Source organism: Gemmatimonadota bacterium, from assembly GCA_041390125.1.
In the GTDB taxonomy this organism is placed as follows: Bacteria; Gemmatimonadota; Gemmatimonadetes; order Longimicrobiales; family Gaopeijiaceae; genus JAGQIF01.
Genome location: JAWKQN010000007.1, coordinates 254,248 through 271,407, shown reverse-complemented (window position 1 = coordinate 271,407; position 17,160 = coordinate 254,248). Strand labels below are relative to the sequence as shown.

The following is a 17,160-nucleotide window of genomic DNA, read 5'->3' as shown; positions in this document are numbered from 1 at the left end:
CCGACGGGCGGGATGCGTCCCGGACGCGCCCGGCCCCACACCCGGGGGCTCCCACCCTGGCGAGCCCCTCCGACAGGTGTGGCGTCCCGCGCGACACCGCGGTGGCTGGACGTCCCGCGCGCGTCCTAGCTTTCGCCATTCGGATGCAGACGACGGTTCGGAGGTCGGGGATGGATCGAACAGGCAGGATCGGGCCGCGCCGCGCCGATGCGCGCGCCGCGCACCGGGCACGACGGCGCGCGTCGGCACCGGCTTGAACGCTCCGCATCCCCTGCCCGCCCCCGAGGCGGCCGTCCCCCGCCCCCGCACCCGCCCCTGGGTCGCGGCGCTCCGCGTGGTGCTGGGCGGCGCGCTGGTGGCGTTCGTGCTGTCCCGGAGCGGCGCCGCCGCCGGAGACGCCCTGGGCCGTCTCCTGGGCGCCCCGTTCGTGCTCGTGGTGCTGTTCACGCTGCCCTTCCTCGGCAACGTGCTGGAGGCGGCGCGGCTGGTCGTGCTTGTGGACGCGCTGGGCATCCGCCTCCGCCTCCTCCCGACCTGTGGCGTCGTGGCGGTGGCCTCGCTGTTCAACTACGCCATCCCGGGGGGCACGGGCGGCGACGTGATGAAGCTCTACTACGTGGGACGCGAGCACCGCGGCCGGCTCATCGAGACGGCGACCGCGCTCCTCGCCGACCGGGCCACGGCGCTGTTCACGCTGCTGCTCGTGATCCTGGGGCTGGCCGCCCTCGACCCCGGCACCGTGGCGGGCCAGCCGGTGCTGCAGCTCCTCGTGGCCGGCAGCGCCTTCGGCACGGTGGCCCTGGCCGGGCTCGCGCTCCTCTCCACGTCGCAGCGGCTGCGCGCCACCCGGCTCTACGCCTGGGTCACCACGCGCGCTCCCCTGCACCGCCACCTGGCCCGCCTGGGCGACGCCATCCTGGCCTTCGGCGCGCGTCCCTCCGCGATCTTCGGCGCGATGGGGCTGTGTGTGGTGGGGCACCTCCTGCTGGTCTGGGTCTTCGTGCTGCTGGGCAGGGTGGTCGTGCCCGACGTCCCGGCGGCCACCGTGGGTCTGCTCGCCCTGCTGGGCATGCTCGCCAACGCCATTCCCGTCACCCCGGGCGGGCTGGGGGTGGGGGAGGTGGCGTTCGAGCGGCTCTTCCACCTGGTCGGCGCGAGCGGGGGGGCGTTCCTCATGGTGGCCTGGCGGGTCGGGATGATCCCGATCGCCCTGACCGGCTTCGCGGTGTACGCGAGCGGCCTGTCCGGCATCACGCGCGAGGCGCGCACGTGAGCGGGCTCACCGTCGATCGGCTCGAGGCGGGCGTCTTCGACCGGGACGCGCCCACGCCGGCACAGGCGGACTGGCAGGCATACGTCTCCGCGCACGGCAGCGCGAACCTCTACCACACGCTGCAGTGGCGGGATCTGATCGCCGACGTCTTCGGGCATGCGCCCGTCTTCCTGCGCGCCCGCCGGGGCGAGCGCATCGTGGGCGTGCTGCCGGCCTTCCGCATCCGCTTCCCCGTGCTGGGCACCAAGGTGGTCTCGCTGCCCTACGAGGCGGGCTCGGGCGGCCCGTTGGCCGACGACGCGGACGTGGAGCGGGCGCTGCTCGATGCGCTGGTCGACGCCGCCCGCGCCGAGCGGGCCCGCCATGTGGAGCTCAGGCTGCTGCAGGACGCCCCGGCGCTGCGCGGCGCGGGCTTCGACGTGGCCGGCTCCGTCTTCCACTCGGAGGTCGACCTCTCCGACGGTGAGGGCGTCTGGAAGCGCGTCGGTCGCGACCAGGTGGGCAAGATGCGCAAGGCGGCGCGCGCCGGGGTGACGGTGCGCGCGGGCACGACCGCCGCGGACTTCGACGCCTACTACCAGGTGTACCTGACGTCCTTCCACGCCTTCGGGACGCCGCCCTATGCGGCGCGCTACTACCGCGAGGCGCACCGACGCCTGCTTCCGGGCCGCGAGGTCCAGCTCTTCCTGGCCGAGCACGAGGGCCGCACCGTGGGCGGCTACCTCCTGTTCCGTCTGGGCAGCCGCGCCGTCAACAAGATCGCCGCGGTCCTGCCGTCGGCCATGTCGCTGGGCGTCTTCCCTGCGCTGTACGGACACGTGCTGGACTGGTGCGTCGCCGAGGGGATCGATTGGCTCAGCTACGGCACCTCCGCTCCGGACGATCAGGGCCTGGTGGGCTTCAAGGAGCGCTGGGGCGCGAGCACCCACACGGTGCTGCGCTGCACCGTGGCGCTGGAGGGCACCGTGACCGCGCTCGAGGACTACTACGACCCGGACACGCTGCCCAAGCGCATGTGGCGCCGCCTGCCGCGCGCGCTGACGCCGCCGCTCGGCCATCTCCTCAACCGCTGGTTCGCATGAGCGCCTCCGATCCGCGCCCGCCGGCGGTCCTGCACGTGGACCTGGACGGGGCCCGCCCCATCTTCGCCGCGCACGGCTGGTCGTACGGCACCGGCCCGGACCGGCTGTTCGCGAGCGGCATGGAGTCGGCGCTCGCATTCTTCGCGCGGCAGGGCGTGCGGGCGACGCTGTTCGCGATCGCCGAGGACCTGGACGACCCGGCCAAGCGCGCGCTCCTGCGCGCCGCGGTGGACGCGGGACACGAGATCGCCTCGCACACGTGGACGCATCGCAAGCTGACGTCGGTGCCCGCGGGCGAGCGCGCGCGGGAGATCGCCGACAGCCGCCGCGCCCTGGAGGACGCGCTGGGTGTGCCGGTCACCGGCTTCCGGGCTCCCGGCTTCGCCCTGGACGCCGCCGCCCTGCGGGCGGTGACCGAGGCCGGCTACGGGTGGGACTCGTCCCTGTTCGGGGGAGGGCCCAACCCGCTGGGGGGCGAAACCCCGCGCCGGCCCTTCCGGCTGGCGGAGGCCGCGCAGACGCTCGAGCTCCCGCTGCCGCCTTTCCGGCCCCTGCCCGTGCCCTGGCATCCGAGTTATGCGCTGGTGCTGGGCCGGCCCTGGTTCCGGGCGGGCCTGGGTCTGGCGCGGCGGGGCGCGGCCCCGCTGGTCATGCTCTTCCACCTCACCGACTTCGCCGATCCGGACCCGGCGGCACGTGGCCTGCTACAACAGGTGTTCACGCTCTCGTTCCTGAGTCGCTCCGCCAAGATCGCCCGGTTGGACTCGATGCTCGCGAGCGTGCGCGCCCGACACCGGATCGTCACCACCGCCGAGCTGCTCCCGGAGCGCGCTGCCTGACGCGGGAACGGCCGGTGCCGGGGACCGGGGCTCGTACGCCTGCGGCGGGGCCGCCCGGAAGTGATGCTCGGGCGCAGCAGTCCGGGTTATTGTGGGAGCGGAGTGCACGCCCGAGCCACGGAAGGACCCCCGAGATGAGAGGATCATGAAGGCCGTACTGCAGAACTTCCGCACGGGAGATCTGAGCGTGTCGGACGTGCCGCCCCCGGTGCTCAAGGACGGGGGGGTGCTGGTCCGCAACGCGGCCTCGCTCATCAGCGCCGGGACCGAGAAGGCGGCCATCGAGCTGGCGCGCATGAACCCGCTCCAGAAGGCCAGGACCCGGCCGGACCTGGTGAAGAAGGTGCTGAACCGGGCGGGCCAGGAGGGGCTGCTGGAGACCGCGCAGACCGTCATGAACCTGGTCAGCGCGCCCCTCCCGCTCGGGTATTCCTGCGCCGGTGTGGTCGAGGCAGTGGGCGACCGGGTCACCGACCTGCAGGTCGGGCAGCGGGTCGCCTGCGGCGGATACGGCTACGCCAACCACGCCGACGTGGTGTACGTCCCGCGCAACCTGACCGTCCCCATCCCCGACGGCGTCTCCTTCGAGGAGGCCTCCTTCGTCACCGTGGGCGCCATCTCCGTCCAGGGTGTGCGCCAGGCGGACGTGGCGTTCGGCGAATCGGTGGTGATCATCGGCCTCGGATTGCTGGGCCAGCTGACGGCCCAGATCTGCGCCGCGGCCGGGTGCCGCGTCTTCGGGCTGGACCTCGAGGCCGACAAGGTGGACCTGGCGCTCCGGCACGGCATGGACGCGGGCGCGGTGCTGGCCGGCAACGACGAGGACGTCATCGCGCGCGTCCTCCAGTTCACGCGCGGCCGCGGCGCGGACGCCATCCTCATCACGGCCGGGACGTCCAGCAACCATCCCATCGAGCTGTCGGCCGAGCTGGCGCGCGACCGCGCGCGTGTGGTGGTGGTGGGCGACGCCCGCATGGATGTGCCGCGCTGGAAGTACTACAAGAAGGAGCTGGAGGTGCGCCTGGCGCGCTCCTACGGACCGGGCCGCTACGACGCCTTCTACGAGGAGCGCGGGCAGGACTACCCCATCGGCTATGTGCGCTGGACCGAGAACCGGAACATGGAGTCGTTCCTGGATCTGGTCGGCGCGCGCAAGGTGGACGCGGCGGCGCTCATCACGCACCGCTACGGCATCGAGGACGCGGAGAAGGCCTACGGCCTGTTCCTCACCAGGAGCGACGAGCCGTACGTCGGCATCCTGCTCGAGTACGACACCACCAAGGAGCAGCCGGCCACCGTGGTGCTGTCCGAGCCGGCGCCGGCGCGCCGCGCCGGCGGCGAGCGCACGGCCCGCATCGGGGTGATCGGCGCGGGGCAGTTCGCCCAGGGCGTGCTTCTCCCCCGCCTGCGCGGGATCGACGGCGCCACGATCGCCGCCATCGCCACCGGCAGCGGCACCACCGCCCGCCCCGTGGCGGAGAAGAACGGCGCCGCTTTCTGCACCTCCGACTACCGCGACATCGTCGCGTCTCCGGACGTCGACGCCGTGTTGATCGCGACCCGCCACGACCTGCACGCCCCGATCCTCATGGAGGCCATCGCGGCCGGGAAGCACGTGTTCGTGGAGAAGCCGATCGCGCTCACGCCGGAGGAGCTGGACCGGGTCGAGCGCGCCGTGGCCGACGCGCAGGCCCGCCGCGCCTCCGATCCTCTCGTGGTGATGGTGGGGCTCAACCGGCGCTACTCCCCCGCCGGGCTCGCCGCCCGCGACCTGCTGCGGCGGGTGGGCGCGCCGGCCGTGATCGACTACCGGGTCAACGCGGGCGCGGCGCCGGCCGACAGCTGGGTGCACGACCCGTCCGTCGGCGGGGGCCGCATCGTAGGCGAGATGTGCCACTCCATCGACCTGGTGCAGTTCATCGTGGGCGCCGAACCCACGGAGGTGTTCGCGCGTGCCACCGGCGCGGCGGCCACCGGTGCCGCCGACCCCGACACCGTCGTGGCGCTGTTGACCTTCCCGGACGGTACGGTGGCGACCGTGCGCTATCTGGCCAACGGCGAGGTGACCGTGCCCAAGGAGCGCGCCGAGATCTTCTGCGGCGGTCACGTGATGACCATGGACAACTTCCGTGGCCACCGCATCGTGGGACCGATCGTACAGGAGAAGCGGCGGGCGCTGCTGAAGGCGGAGAAGGGCCGCAAGCGCGAGCTCGAAGACTTCGTGGCCGCCGTGCGCGGCGGTCCGCTCACGTTCGATTGGCCGGCCGCCGTCGCCAGCATGCGCACCGTCTTCGCCGTGCGGGAATCGCTCCGGACGGGCGCGGCCGTCCGTCCCGGCGCCCCCGCGCCCGTCGTCGAGCCCTCCTCTCCCGTGCAGGACCCCGTCTCGCGTGTCTGACGTGGATGCGCTGACGGGTCTGCCGGTCGCGGACGGAAGCAGCCGCTCCAGCACGGAAGGGCCGCCGCCGCTCGTCCTCCAGCCGAGCACGCAGGCGCTGCTGGAGACCGACCCCGGCGCGATCTACGGCCGCGCCGTGCTCGCGCACCTGCCGCGCATGCTGTCGCAGATCGACCGCAACCCCGCCTCGCCCACCTACGGATGCTGCTGCCGCAACTTCTGGCACTACCGCATCGAGGACATCCCGAACAGCCAGTTGCAGGAGGTCGTGCTGACGCTGGCGGGCGCGTACGCGCTCGAGCGCGACTGGAATCCCTGGGCGGGCTCACCCCAGTTGCTGCGCTGGATCGAAGCCGTGCTCCTGTACTGGACGCGGATCCAGCGACCGTCCGGCTGCTTCGACGAGGTCTACCGCGGACAGGACTCGTACGCCGCCACCGCGTTCAGCACCTACTGCTCCACGGAGGCCGCGCTGCTGCTGCGCGACCGGTTGGCTCCCGACGTGGTCACCGCGGTGACGCAAGCTGCACGGCGCGCGGTCGACTGGCTGGGCGCCACGCAGGAGGAGCTGGCCTGCAACCAGGTGGCGGGCGCGGCCGGCGCAGCGCTGAACACGGCGCGCCTGACGGGCGAGGCCCGCTACGAAGCGGTGGCGCGCCAGGCCATCGACACGCTCGCGGAGGCGCAGAGCACCGAGGGCTGGTTCAACGAATACGGTGGTGCCGACATCGGCTACAGCAGCCTCACGGTGGACTACCTGGCGCGGGTGTGGAGACGGACCGGGTGGGAGGACGCCGGGGCCATGGCCGTGCGTCTCGTGGAGTTCCTGCAGTACTTCGTGCACCGGGACGGAACCGCCGGCGGCGTGCACGGCAGCCGCAACACGGAGTACCTGATCCCACACGGGCTCGAGCTGCTGGCTCCGGACCACGCCCCCTCCCGTGAGCTGTCCACGCTGCTGCTGCGTTCGCTGGCCGAGCACCCCGAACGGTCCGTCCTGGCACGGCTGGACGATCGCTACCTGTGCTATCTCTCCGGGTTCTTCCTGCAAGCCGCGGCGGACGCGGCGCCGCGGGCCGTGTCCGACCTGCGCCTTCCCTGCACCCGGATGCACGACCGCTTCTTCCCGGAAGCCGGTCTGTGGTCGCGGGCCACCGAGTGGTACCACCTCGTGGCCAACCTGCGGAAGGGTGGCGTGCTGCGCTGCGACTTCCATGACGGCCCCAGCTTCCAGGACAGCGGCCTGTTCGTCACGTCGGACGATGGAACGGTCCACACCACCCAGGCCCTGCAGCCCGCGCGGGCGGCCCACCTGGACATCAGCCGCGCCACCGTCGAGGCGCCGCTCATGCGCCTGCGCCCCATCACGGTCTCCCCGGTCAAGGTGGTGCTGTTCAAGACGTGGAACCTGGCCGTTCCGGCTCGACTGCGGCGCTGGGTGCTCGACGCGCTGCGCGGCCGGGCCGTCAGCGCCGGCGCACCGCTCGCGAACACCGTGCGGACCATCGACGCCTCCTGCAGGCAGATCTTCGTGGAGGACCGGCTCGACCTGCCCACCGGCCGCTTCCGCGTGCGCAGCGCCGCGCTGACCGAGCGCGCGTTCTCGTTCGCGTCGGCGGGCTTCTTCCATCCCTCCGAGGTCGAGCAGGTCACGTCCCTGCCCGCGGAGACCGCCGCCTCGGGCCCGCTCACGCTGCGCCGGACGCTGGCGGCGGACGGATGGAGCGCCTCCGAGCCCGCGCCAGCCGGCGAGGGCCACGTATGAGTCCGGGGGTCGCCGAGCGCGTGACCGCCGGCGCGGGCTTCGCCACGCTGCGCCGCGATGTGGTCGAGCCTGGGCTGTGCACCCGCTGTGGGACCTGCGTGGGCGTGTGCCCCAAGGACGCGGTCCGTTTCGAGGATCCGCTGGGCCTCTGCCTGCCGGTGGCCGACGAGGCCGCCTGCGTGGACTGCGACGCCCCCTGCCTGACCGGCTGCCCGGGCGCGGACGTGGACTTCCCGGAGCTCAACCGCTGGCTGTTCGGCGGGCCCCCGCAGGACTACCTGCTCGGACACACCACGGCCTTCCACGTCGGTCACGCCACGGACCCGGAGATCCGGGCCGGCGCGGCCAGCGGAGGCGTCATCACCGCGGTGCTCGAGCACCTGCTCCAGAGCGGGGAGATCGCGGGGGTGGCCTGCCTGATCGACGATCCCGACCGGCCCCTGCTGCCGCGCCCGGTGATCGCGACGGACGTGGAGACGCTGCGCGCGGCGCAGCAGAGCAAGTACACGCTCACGCCGGTCAACACCGTGCTCGCGGAGATCGCCGCGTTCGGGAAGCCCGTCGCGTTCGTGGGCCTGCCCGACCAGGTGCAGTCCATCCGCAAGCTGCAGGTGGCCGGCCACCCGTCGGTCGCCCACATCAAGCTGATCGTGGGCTCGTTCTGCGGCGCGGTGAACCACTTCTCGTCCGTCCGCGAATTCGTGCGCAAGCACGGCGTCGAGGACCTGGACCAGATCGAGCGCATCGAGTACCGGGCCGGCGCCTGGCCCGGCACCATGCGGGTGACGTTGAAGGACGGACGGCGCCTGGAGCTGGCCAAGTTCTACGCCAACTACATGAACCTCTTCTACGTGGTGGAGCGCTCGCTCTTCTGCGTGGACCTGAGCAACGAGCTGGCGGACATCTCCGCCGGGGACGCCTGGGCACCGCGCTACGAGAGCCGCCACGAGGGCTTCTCGCTGGTCATCACCCGCACGGAGGCGGGGCGGCGTGCGCTCGAGACCTCGCGGGCCGCGGGCGTCATCGAGCTGGAGGAGACGGACCGCGCCGACGCGCTGGTCATGCACTCGCACGGCCTGTTCAACAAGAAGATCGCGGTCTGGTCCCGGCTGGACCTGCGCGAGCTGCTGGGTCGACCCGCCCCGGACTACCACTACCGCGCGGTGGTGACCACGCGCTCGCGGGTGGTCGGCGCCGCCATCGCCCTGGTCTACGAGGTGGGGCAGACGCGCTGGGCGCGCTTCCTGATGAACCTCCTGCCGCTGGAATTCACGGGCAAGGCATTCGCGGCCGTCCGCAAGCGCTGGCGCAAGCAGACCCGGCCCGGCCGCAGCGGCACGCTCCAGACCTACGACGTCATCGAGCGTCCGGGGCAGGCCTGAGATGTGCGGCATCTGCGGCTTCGCCGGGATCCACGAGGACGGTCTCCTGGAGGCCATGACCCGGACCCTGGAGCACCGGGGCCCGGACAGCGCCGGATACTTCCGTGAGAACGGGGTGGGGCTCGGCCATCGGCGCCTGAGCATCATCGACGTGGACGGCGGCCAGCAGCCCATCGAGAACGAGGACGGCTCGCTGGTGCTGATCGCCAACGGCGAGATCTACAACTACCGCGAGCTGCGCGAGCAGCTCCTGGCCCGGGGCCACCGCTTCCGCACGCACAGCGACTCCGAGGTGCTGCTGCACCTCTACGAGGACCACGGCCCCGACCTGATGCGCCGCATCCTGGGCATGTACGCGTTCGCGATCTACGACCGGCGCCGCGGCCACCTGTTCCTGGGGCGCGACCGGCTGGGCATCAAGCCGCTCTACTATGCGGAGCTGAGCGGGGGCCGCCTGCTCTTCGCGTCCGAGATGAAGGCGCTGCTGCGCTATGGCGGCCTCGACACCACGCTGGTGCCCCAGGCCGTCCACGACTACCTGGCGCTGCGCTACGTGCCCGGACCCGGCGGCATGTTCGCCGAGATCCAGAAGCTGCCCGCCGGGCACTGGGGCCTCTACCGCGACGGCCGGCTCCGGCTCGAGCCCTACTGGGCGCCCACCCTGCACGAGACGTCCGACACGCGCTCGGAGCCGGAGCTGCTGGAGGAGCTGGAGCAGCGCTTCCAGACCAGCATCGACCGACGTCTGATCTCGGACGTGCCGTTGGGGGCCTATCTGAGCGGTGGGCTGGATTCCTCGATCATCGTCGCCGCGATGGCCCGCGGCTCCTCGCGGCCGATCAAGACGTTCTCGGTGGGCTTCGACTACGAGCACGACGAGCTGGAGGCGGCCGCCGCCACCGCGAAGCTGCTCGGATGCGACCACACCGAGATCCCGTGCACGGCGGACGACATCGAGCTGTTGCCCAAGCTGGTGTGGCACCTGGACGAGCCGCTGGGCGACCCGATCGTGATCCCGATGTACCAGCTCGCACGGGTGGCGAAGCAGTCCGTCACCGTGGTGCTCTCCGGCGAGGGCGCCGACGAGGTCTTCGGCGGGTACCTGTTCCACAAGGCGCTGCTGTTCGCACACCGGTTCGCGCGCGTCGCCCCCGGGCCGGTCCGCAACGGGCTGGTGCGCCCGGCGCTGTCGGCCCTGCCGAGCGGCCTGCTCAACCTGGCCTTCAGCTATCCGGCCGACCTGGGCCGGCGCGGCAAGCAGAAGCTGGTGGACTTCCTGGGGTATCTGGCCCCGCAGCAGCTGCCGGCCGCGTACCGCCACCTGATCTCGTTGTTCGACGACCGCGATCTCGTGGATCTGTACACGCCCGACTTCCGGGCCTCCCTCGGCGCGGACAGCACGTGGCCGGAGTGGGAGGAGGCCGCCCACAGCCGGGCGCCCTTCCTGAACCGGATCCTGCACCTGCAGTTCGCCCACTGGCTGGCGGACGACATCCTGACCAAGCAGGACAAGACGTCCATGGCCAGCGCCGTCGAGGCGCGCGTCCCGTTCCTGGACCACGAGCTGGTGGAGTTCGGACTCGGGCTGCCGCCCCGGCAGAAGATCCGGGGCCTGACGTCCAAGTACCTGTTGCGACGCCTGGGGGAGCGGATGCTCCCTCCCGAGGTGATCAAGCGGCCCAAGATGCCGTTCTACATCCCCCTGGAGCGCTACGCCGGGCACCCGGCCTTCCAGGCCATGATCGACGACGCCCTGTCCGATGAGCGCCTGAAACAGCGCGGAATCTTCAGGCCGGAGGCGGTGCGGGCCTTGCGGGAGCGGTTCCGGACAGGGGAGTTCATGTACGTGAAGCAGGTCTTCGCCCTGGTCGTGCTGGAGCTGTGGCTGCAGATGGCCGTCGATACCCGGGCGACGCTGGGAACCCCCGCCCACGTTGGGAGCTGACGCATGTCGATCCAGGTGAGTGTGGTCTGCCCGTTCTACAACGAATCGCAGATCATCGAGCACGCGGTGCGGACGCTCCTGGAGCGTCTGTCCACGCTGGGCCGGACCTGGGAGCTGATCGTCGTGGACGACGGCTCCAAGGACGGCTCCCGCGCGGTGGTGGAACCCCTGATGGAGGACCACCCGGAGCTGCGGGTGCTGGGCTACCCCCGCAACCGCGGACGCGGCCACGGGCTGCGCACCGGCATCAACGCCGCCCGGGGCGACATCATCGTCACGACCGAGATCGATCTCTCGTGGGGCGAGGACATCGTCCACCGTCTGGTGGCGGCGATGGAGGAGTGGCCGGACGCGGACCTGGTGGTGGCGAGCCCCCACCTGGAGGGCGGCGGCTACAAGAACGTCCCGGCCAAGCGCGTCTTCCTGAGCAAGTTCGGGAACCTGGTGATCCGGGCCTGCATGGCGGGCGCCGCCACCATGAACACCGGGATGACGCGGGCGTACCGCCGCGAGATCATCCAGTCGCTCCCGCTGCACGAGGACGGGAAGGAGTTCCACCTGGAGGTGATCCTGAAGGCCGCCGCGCTCGGATACCGGGTGCGGGAGATCCCTTCCCTGCTGGAGTGGAAGGAGTACAAGCACCGCGGCCAGCGGGTGAAGCGCAAGAGCAGCTCCAAGATCCAGAAGCTGATCCTGTCGCACACGGCGTTCAGCCTGTTCGCCAATCCCGTGCGCTACGTGTGGGGGATGGCCATCGCCTCGCTCACGATCGGCTTCCTCTTCCTGCTCTGGGCCATCTTCCTGCTGATCACCGGGCAGGTGTCGGCCTTCTCCGCGCTGCTCAGCGTCTCGATGGTGATCCTGGGCATCCTGCTGTTCGTGATCGGACTGGTGCTCCAGCAGGGCAACACGGTGCAGCGGGAGCTGTGGCTGCTGCAGCGGCAACAGATCCTGGAGCGGCGCGCGGCACCGCCGCCTCCGGCCGCCGTCGCCGCACCGGCCGCCGCTCCCGAGCGCGAGCCCGCGCCCGTGACGGGCCGGTGACGGCCGGAGCACGCCCCCTTACGCACACGCAGACAACGACTTGCACGACATGTAGCAGTGACGCGACACCCGCGGCGGCACCGCCTGATTGACGGGCGGCGTTCCGGCGCCACACTTATGAACCCCCAGGCCCCCCGGCGGGGCACGCTCAGGAGGAACACATGCTGTATCTGGGACCCGAGACCCTGGTGCCGGTCGCGTCCGCGCTCGCGGCGGTCGGCGGCTTCCTGCTCATGACCTGGCGGCGCGTGGTCGGCGTCTTCCGGGCCGGTGTCCGCATGATCACGGGCAAGGGCGGCTCGAGCGAGTAGGCGGGACGGTAGCACCGAACGCGAAGAGGGGGGAGGCGAGCAGATCCGCCTCCCCCCTCTCGTGTTCTCTCCGCCGGCCACGGACGGCCGGCGGCCACTCCGGGCTCGCTACGAGATCGGCCGGTCCCGCTTTTTCAGCAGGAAGACGCCTTCCTTGCCGCTCGTGACCACGAGCGTGCCGCTCTCGAAGAACGGATAGTTGCTCCAGGAGCCGTCGAAGACGGGATCGTCACTCCAGGGCACCGTGTCGAAGAAGCCGACCTCGCGCGGGTTGGCGCGGTCGCTGATGTCCACGATGCGCAGCCCGCTCACGTAGTTCGACTGGTACATCAGGTCGCCCTTGACGTACAGGTTGTGATCGATGGAGCGGCTCGGTCCCAGGTACTCGTTCACGAGGATGGGATCGTCCAGATCCTTCACGTCCCACACCAGCGTGCGGGTGTGGTCCACCAGACCGGACTGCTCGTCCCCCTCGTCGTTCATGTAGAAGTACTCGTGCTGGTCGTCCAGCCATCCCTGGTGGGTGTAGGCTACGTTGGGGTAGCTGGCGTGCGACAGCGCGATCGGGTTGTCCTTGTCCGACACGTCCGCGATGGACAGCGCCGTCTCGTTGGACCCCAGGCAGATCTCCTTGCCCTGATGCTCGGTGTCGGGGCCGTGGTAGACCACGCACTGCGCGTCGTGGCTGTAGCCCGTGCGCTGGTTGCCGGTCTCCATGTCCTGGAAGCACCCCACGAACTGCGGCTCGGTCGGCTGGCGGATGTCGATCATGTGCAGCCCGCCGCCGCAGGTCTCGCCGCCACTGTTGACGCCCACGGCATAGGCGAAGCCGGTGTTCTCGTTGATCACGATGTTGTGCGCGCTGGCGATGCGGTCGTAGTGCGCGTCCTCGGTGAACTCCACGGGCTCGCTGCCGACGTCGCGCAGACGCGTGAGGTCGAACACCTGCATCCCGTGCGGGCCCGCGCCATCCGACACGATGAAGGCATGGTCCTGGTAGACCTTGATGTCACGCCACACGTTCGGATTGGCGCCCTCGTGCAGGGCCAGGTTCCCGAGGTAGCGCGGCGCACCCGGGTTGGTGATGTCGATGAAGGACGTGCCGTCGTAGCGGCCCACGAGCGCGTACTCGCGGCCACTCTCGGGATCGGTCCAGCCCCAGACGTCGTTGACCTCCACGCCCCGGCTCCCGCCGATCTGCTGCACGGGCAGGAAGGACAGGATGTCCACCTGCTGGCAGTCGAAGATCGCCGCCTTGCCGTCGGTGCCGCAGTCCACCTGGTCGCCGGTGATGGCGTCCAGACCCGCGGGCTCGTCCCCGACCAGACGGTCGCTGGCCGCGGTCCACGCACCCCCGCTGCGCTCGAAGACCATCACGGCGCCCAGCCCGAAGTCGTCTCCCGGCAGCCCGACGAGCGCGCGATCGCCGCGCACGTCGAAGGTGTTGGCGAAGCCCTCCTGGGGCTGACCGTCCGGCGCCACGAGCTTGATGGTGTCGGAGGACCGCAGGATGTACGCACCCCCCGCGAAGCCGTTCACCCCGGGCGCTGCGATCCACTGCTCGTCCCCGTTGTAGGCGACGGTCACGCCGTACTGCAGGCCCGGATCCCCCCCGTCGAAAGGCGGCACGGCCTCGGCCTCGCTCCACTGACCCGTGGCCTCGTCCAGCGTGAAGCGGAAGGCCGTGCCCCGGAACTGGTTGTGGGTCTGCGCACCGATGAGCGCTTCCCCGTCACGGAGCGCCACCCCGGTGCCGAAGCGGCTGTTGGGACCGACGGCGGCCGGCTGGAGCTTCCCCGTCTCCGTCCAGGTGCCGTTCTCGCGGTGGAAGGCGTAGACGACCCCGGTGTTGTCGCCCTGGGTCGGCGCGCCGACCAGGATGCGGTCGCCGTTCACGGCCAGGCTCATTCCGAACAGCCCCTCGGGCCCGATGTCGCTGCCCATGAGCTTGGCCGTCTGGGTCCAGGTCCCCGAGCCATCACGCTCGTAGACGTAGACGGCGCCGCGGCTGTCCTGGTGGGCCCAGGTGGACGCGAGGACCGTCTGTCCGTCCGTGGCCATGACCCGACCCAACGCGTCCCCGGCCGCGCCGTCCGGCGCGGTCAGGATGGCGCGCTCGCTCCACTGCCCGGACGCGTCCCGCTCGAAGACGTAGACGGCGCCGGTGGACTCGTTCCGCACCGTCGTGCCCACGAGCAGGGATCCGCCGGCATAGGCGAGCGAGCGTCCGAAGTGATCGTTGGGTTCCGCGTCGGACGCCTCGAGCTTCTGGGTGCGCTCCCAGGCGCCCTGGGCGTTGCGCGCGAAGACGTAGACGTAGCCGGGCTCCCGGACGTTCAGGCCTTCGCCCACGAAGACCGCGTCGTCTCCGAGCGCGAGGGAGGCTCCGAAGCCCTGGGCCTGGAGGGCAGGCGCGGCGGCAAGGCCGAGCCCGAGGGCGAGGACGCCCGAGAATCGTAGGTTCACCATGCTCCGTACCACGTGAGGGTTCGCAGGTCGATCGGGGCCGGGGGACCCCCGGGATAGGACGGGATCGGCGCCCGGGAAGTTGCACCAGGGCCGGGAGCGCCGTACCGATGGTAGGCCCGACGCGGCGTGGAGGTCCATACGCGCGCTCGGGGGCGGCCGTGACCTGGAGGAGCGGTGAGGACCCACGAACGCCCGGCCGACGGCGTAGGGAGACCGGGCAGCCCCGCGACGCGCCGTCGAAGGTGCGCCCCCAGGTGGGGGGCGTCGGCCTTCGCCGCGCTTGCGTTGCTGACGGGCGAGGCCCGGGGCCAGATCCTGCACGGGGTGGTCCTGTACGCCTCCGACGACGCCCCGGTCGCCCTGGCGGCGGTACGCCTGCTCGATGGGGACGGCGTGGTCGTGGCCGCGGAGCTCACCCGACCCGACGGTCGCTTCCAGATCTTCGTGCCGACCGACGGCGCCTTCTCGGTGCACGTCGAGCACCCGGCCGCGTTCGCGACGGTCGACGGACCGCTCGCGCTCTCCACGCTCCACAACACGTTCGTCACCTTCCACGTCCAGGCCCGCCCCATCGAGCTCGAGGGACTGGAGGTCACGGCGGAGCGCCGGTCGGTCCGCCTGGAAGCCGTGGGCTACTACGAGCGGGCCCGTGACGGGCTCGGGTTCTTCGTCGGGCCCGAACGCCTCCAGGCGCGTCCGCCCGTGCGCTCCAGCGACGTCTTCCGCGGCGTGCCCGGCGTCCAGCTGCTGGGATCGGGCACGGCCGGCGTGCCCTCCTTCCCGCTGATGTCCTTCGCGCTGCGCGGGCGGTTCTGGACCGAAGGCCCGGGAGGCGGCACCCCGCCCTGCTTCCCCCGGGTCTACGTGGACGGCCAGGTGGTCGAGATCGGAGGGAGCGGCAACGTCCCCGCCCAGAGCTTCGATCAGCTGGTGCCGGCCCAGGACGTCGCGGCGGTGGAGGTCTACCGCAGCCCGGCGGAGATGCCCGCCCAGTTCGGCGGCTTGACCCAGTGCGGCGTCATCCTGGTGTGGACGACCGCCCACCGGCGATAGACCGATCAGCTCCCGAAGAGGCGCGGGCTCTCCATCCGGACAGAGAGTGACGCCTCGCCCGGCGCAGAGACGACCATGACCAGAGAGCTCGCCCCCCTCACCAGCCGGGTCGAACCGTGGCACCGCACTGTCCGCTGGCGCTCCGGGAGACAGCTACCGTTCACTTGATGTTGTGCCGTCCAGCTCTCTCTCCCGCTACTGGCCAACGCGTAGCGCGGAGAGGGTGGGCACGCCCAAATCCGACTCGCCCAAGATGTAGAAGGTCTCGCCATCGATGGTGGACATGGCCTTTGCCGTTCCGGGAAGTCGATATGATCTACGGTACGTCCCGTCCCTACCGTACACATCAATGAGGCGAGTCTCTTCACCTTCCGGATGTGACTGGCGTTTTGGTCGTCCCCCAAACAAGAAGAAGATCTCGTCATCCACTACCGCCGCGTCTCTCGCTCCCCATCTCGCGGTGTCCGCCCCAGCCGCTCGTATCTTGGGACCAGGACGAAAAGCGAAGGGGATCGGTTGGATGTAGAGGTGTTTCTGAAAGCCCTCTCGACTTGTGAAGACAAGGAACCCGGGGCCCAGTTGTAGCGCGGCGACGCGCAACGGTCGCGCAGCCCCTCCGGTGGCGTGAACCATCCTCACATCGTACTCGAACGGACTTGCAGGATCGTGTTGCCAAGGCAAGCGGAGTACGTGTCGAATCTCCAACGAGTCGACTCCCAACTCAAGCATGCCGTACTCCGTATCGTGGGAGCTGGCGAAGACTGCATCCGGCGTCGAGGTTAGGTACATCGCCGACGGTGGCAGATGCTGCAGCGAGATCTCTCGCTCGACCCGACCATCGGCAGTCAGCACTGAGACTCGCCGATTCTCCGCGTCTACCACCCAAGGCGTTGAGTCGGGGCCGACGAGCACGTCGACGACATTCGTAAACTCACCTGGCCCCTTGCCCACCCGCCCGAGCGACCACAGGAGCGCTCCGTCGGTGCGACTCAGAGCTCGGACATTCTGATGGGTGATGTCCAACGTGAGTACGAGCTCATTCCAGACAAGAACGCGTTCCGGGTCGAGCAAGGTCGTATCGGCTGGGTTGTCGCTTCCGACAACCCAGATCGTGTCCCAGGCCGAAGTAATCTCGCGACCCCACTGATCAAACGCGTCTGGCACACCATTGCCGTCGCAGCCCAACACACCTGCTGCAACCACTCCCCAGCCGCAGGCGAGACGACGTCTCATTTCGGCCGGCACCGCGCGACTACGTCTTCCTTCTGGAGGGGTGCAACCTGCACACGAATTCGGTCCAGTTCGCCGTCGGTCTGAAGATACGCCACCGTCGGTGTGGCGTGCACGCCGAGCACAGCTAGGTCGGCGTCTTCCGAAAACACTGCCGCCAGTCGGACTACGTCCTGATCGGAGATCGAGAATCGACTCAAGAAGGGTAGCGCACGATCATCGCTGCCCTCGACGATCCAAAGCGCTGGCGCACGTCGTTCCGGAAGCGTGCTTGACCAACGGTCTGCTAGGGCCAGGCAACCAGGGCAGTTGGGATCAATGAAGTAGACTGCGACGCAATCCTTCCGAAGCCAAGCGCCAAGGCGACCC

Annotated in this window: 12 protein-coding genes; 10 read left to right on the top strand and 2 right to left on the bottom strand. The window is 70.6% G+C overall.

Features of this window, described 5'->3' with window-relative positions; genetic code table 11:
• Positions 1-253: 253 nt before the first annotated feature.
• The 9 genes from R3E98_09080 (at position 254) to R3E98_09040 (ending at position 12,039) form a co-directional block, all read left to right on the top strand.
• Positions 254-1,273 (top strand): lysylphosphatidylglycerol synthase transmembrane domain-containing protein, encoded by a 1,020-nt coding sequence (locus tag R3E98_09080; protein ID MEZ4423550.1) that lies wholly within the window; start codon positions 254-256, stop codon positions 1,271-1,273.
• Positions 1,270-2,355 (top strand): GNAT family N-acetyltransferase, encoded by a 1,086-nt coding sequence (locus R3E98_09075; GenBank protein MEZ4423549.1) that lies wholly within the window; start codon positions 1,270-1,272, stop codon positions 2,353-2,355. Before R3E98_09080 ends, R3E98_09075 begins: the two co-directional genes overlap by 4 nt.
• Positions 2,352-3,194 (top strand): polysaccharide deacetylase family protein, encoded by an 843-nt coding sequence (locus tag R3E98_09070; GenBank protein MEZ4423548.1) that lies wholly within the window; start codon positions 2,352-2,354, stop codon positions 3,192-3,194. Before R3E98_09075 ends, R3E98_09070 begins: the two co-directional genes overlap by 4 nt.
• Before the next feature lie 145 nt (positions 3,195-3,339).
• The gene (locus R3E98_09065; GenBank protein MEZ4423547.1) at positions 3,340-5,592 is read left to right on the top strand and encodes a bi-domain-containing oxidoreductase; all 2,253 of its coding nucleotides are present in this window, start codon (positions 3,340-3,342) and stop codon (positions 5,590-5,592) included.
• Entirely contained in the window at positions 5,585-7,357 is a 1,773-nt protein-coding gene (locus tag R3E98_09060) for a hypothetical protein (protein MEZ4423546.1), read from the top strand. Before R3E98_09065 ends, R3E98_09060 begins: the two co-directional genes overlap by 8 nt.
• A complete protein-coding gene (locus R3E98_09055; protein MEZ4423545.1) occupies positions 7,354-8,739 on the top strand; it encodes a Coenzyme F420 hydrogenase/dehydrogenase, beta subunit C-terminal domain in 1,386 nt (461 codons plus the stop codon). The genes R3E98_09060 and R3E98_09055 overlap by 4 nt, the downstream gene beginning before the upstream one ends.
• A 1-nt stretch (position 8,740) precedes the next feature.
• Complete coding sequence (gene asnB / locus R3E98_09050) at positions 8,741-10,684, top strand: asparagine synthase (glutamine-hydrolyzing) (protein MEZ4423544.1); 1,944 nt, start codon at positions 8,741-8,743, stop codon at positions 10,682-10,684.
• A gap of 3 nt (positions 10,685-10,687) precedes the next feature.
• A complete protein-coding gene (locus R3E98_09045; protein MEZ4423543.1) occupies positions 10,688-11,728 on the top strand; it encodes a glycosyltransferase family 2 protein in 1,041 nt (346 codons plus the stop codon).
• Between the two features lie 161 nt (positions 11,729-11,889).
• On the top strand, positions 11,890-12,039 hold the full coding sequence (locus tag R3E98_09040; protein ID MEZ4423542.1) for a hypothetical protein: 150 nt from the start codon (positions 11,890-11,892) through the stop codon (positions 12,037-12,039).
• A 108-nt stretch (positions 12,040-12,147) separates the two neighbouring features.
• Here the strand turns inward: R3E98_09040 and R3E98_09035 are convergent, their stop codons facing one another.
• The gene (locus tag R3E98_09035) at positions 12,148-14,508 is read right to left on the bottom strand and encodes a choice-of-anchor B family protein (GenBank protein MEZ4423541.1); all 2,361 of its coding nucleotides are present in this window, start codon (positions 14,506-14,508) and stop codon (positions 12,148-12,150) included.
• 285 nt (positions 14,509-14,793) lie between these two features.
• Here R3E98_09035 and R3E98_09030 point away from each other — a divergent pair, with 285 nt between their 5' ends.
• On the top strand, positions 14,794-15,561 hold the full coding sequence (locus R3E98_09030; GenBank protein MEZ4423540.1) for a TonB-dependent receptor plug domain-containing protein: 768 nt from the start codon (positions 14,794-14,796) through the stop codon (positions 15,559-15,561).
• 195 nt (positions 15,562-15,756) lie between these two features.
• On the opposite strand, the gene R3E98_09025 is transcribed toward R3E98_09030, so the two are convergent.
• Entirely contained in the window at positions 15,757-16,794 is a 1,038-nt protein-coding gene (locus R3E98_09025; GenBank protein ID MEZ4423539.1) for a hypothetical protein, read from the bottom strand.
• Between the last annotated feature and the right edge of the window lie 366 nt (positions 16,795-17,160).

Excerpts from the sequence above, each read along its gene's own strand:
- R3E98_09040 (MEZ4423542.1), top strand. The coding sequence starts at position 11,890 with ATGCTGTATCTGGGACCCGAGACCCTGGTGCCGGTCGCGTCCGCGCTC.
- R3E98_09065 (MEZ4423547.1), top strand. The coding sequence starts at position 3,340 with ATGAAGGCCGTACTGCAGAACTTCCGCACGGGAGATCTGAGCGTGTCG.
- R3E98_09025 (MEZ4423539.1), bottom strand. The coding sequence starts at position 16,794 with ATGAGACGTCGTCTCGCCTGCGGCTGGGGAGTGGTTGCAGCAGGTGTG.
- asnB (MEZ4423544.1), top strand. The coding sequence starts at position 8,741 with ATGTGCGGCATCTGCGGCTTCGCCGGGATCCACGAGGACGGTCTCCTG.
- R3E98_09070 (MEZ4423548.1), top strand. The coding sequence starts at position 2,352 with ATGAGCGCCTCCGATCCGCGCCCGCCGGCGGTCCTGCACGTGGACCTG.
- R3E98_09055 (MEZ4423545.1), top strand. The coding sequence starts at position 7,354 with ATGAGTCCGGGGGTCGCCGAGCGCGTGACCGCCGGCGCGGGCTTCGCC.
- R3E98_09035 (MEZ4423541.1), bottom strand. The coding sequence starts at position 14,508 with ATGGTGAACCTACGATTCTCGGGCGTCCTCGCCCTCGGGCTCGGCCTT.
- R3E98_09045 (MEZ4423543.1), top strand. The coding sequence starts at position 10,688 with ATGTCGATCCAGGTGAGTGTGGTCTGCCCGTTCTACAACGAATCGCAG.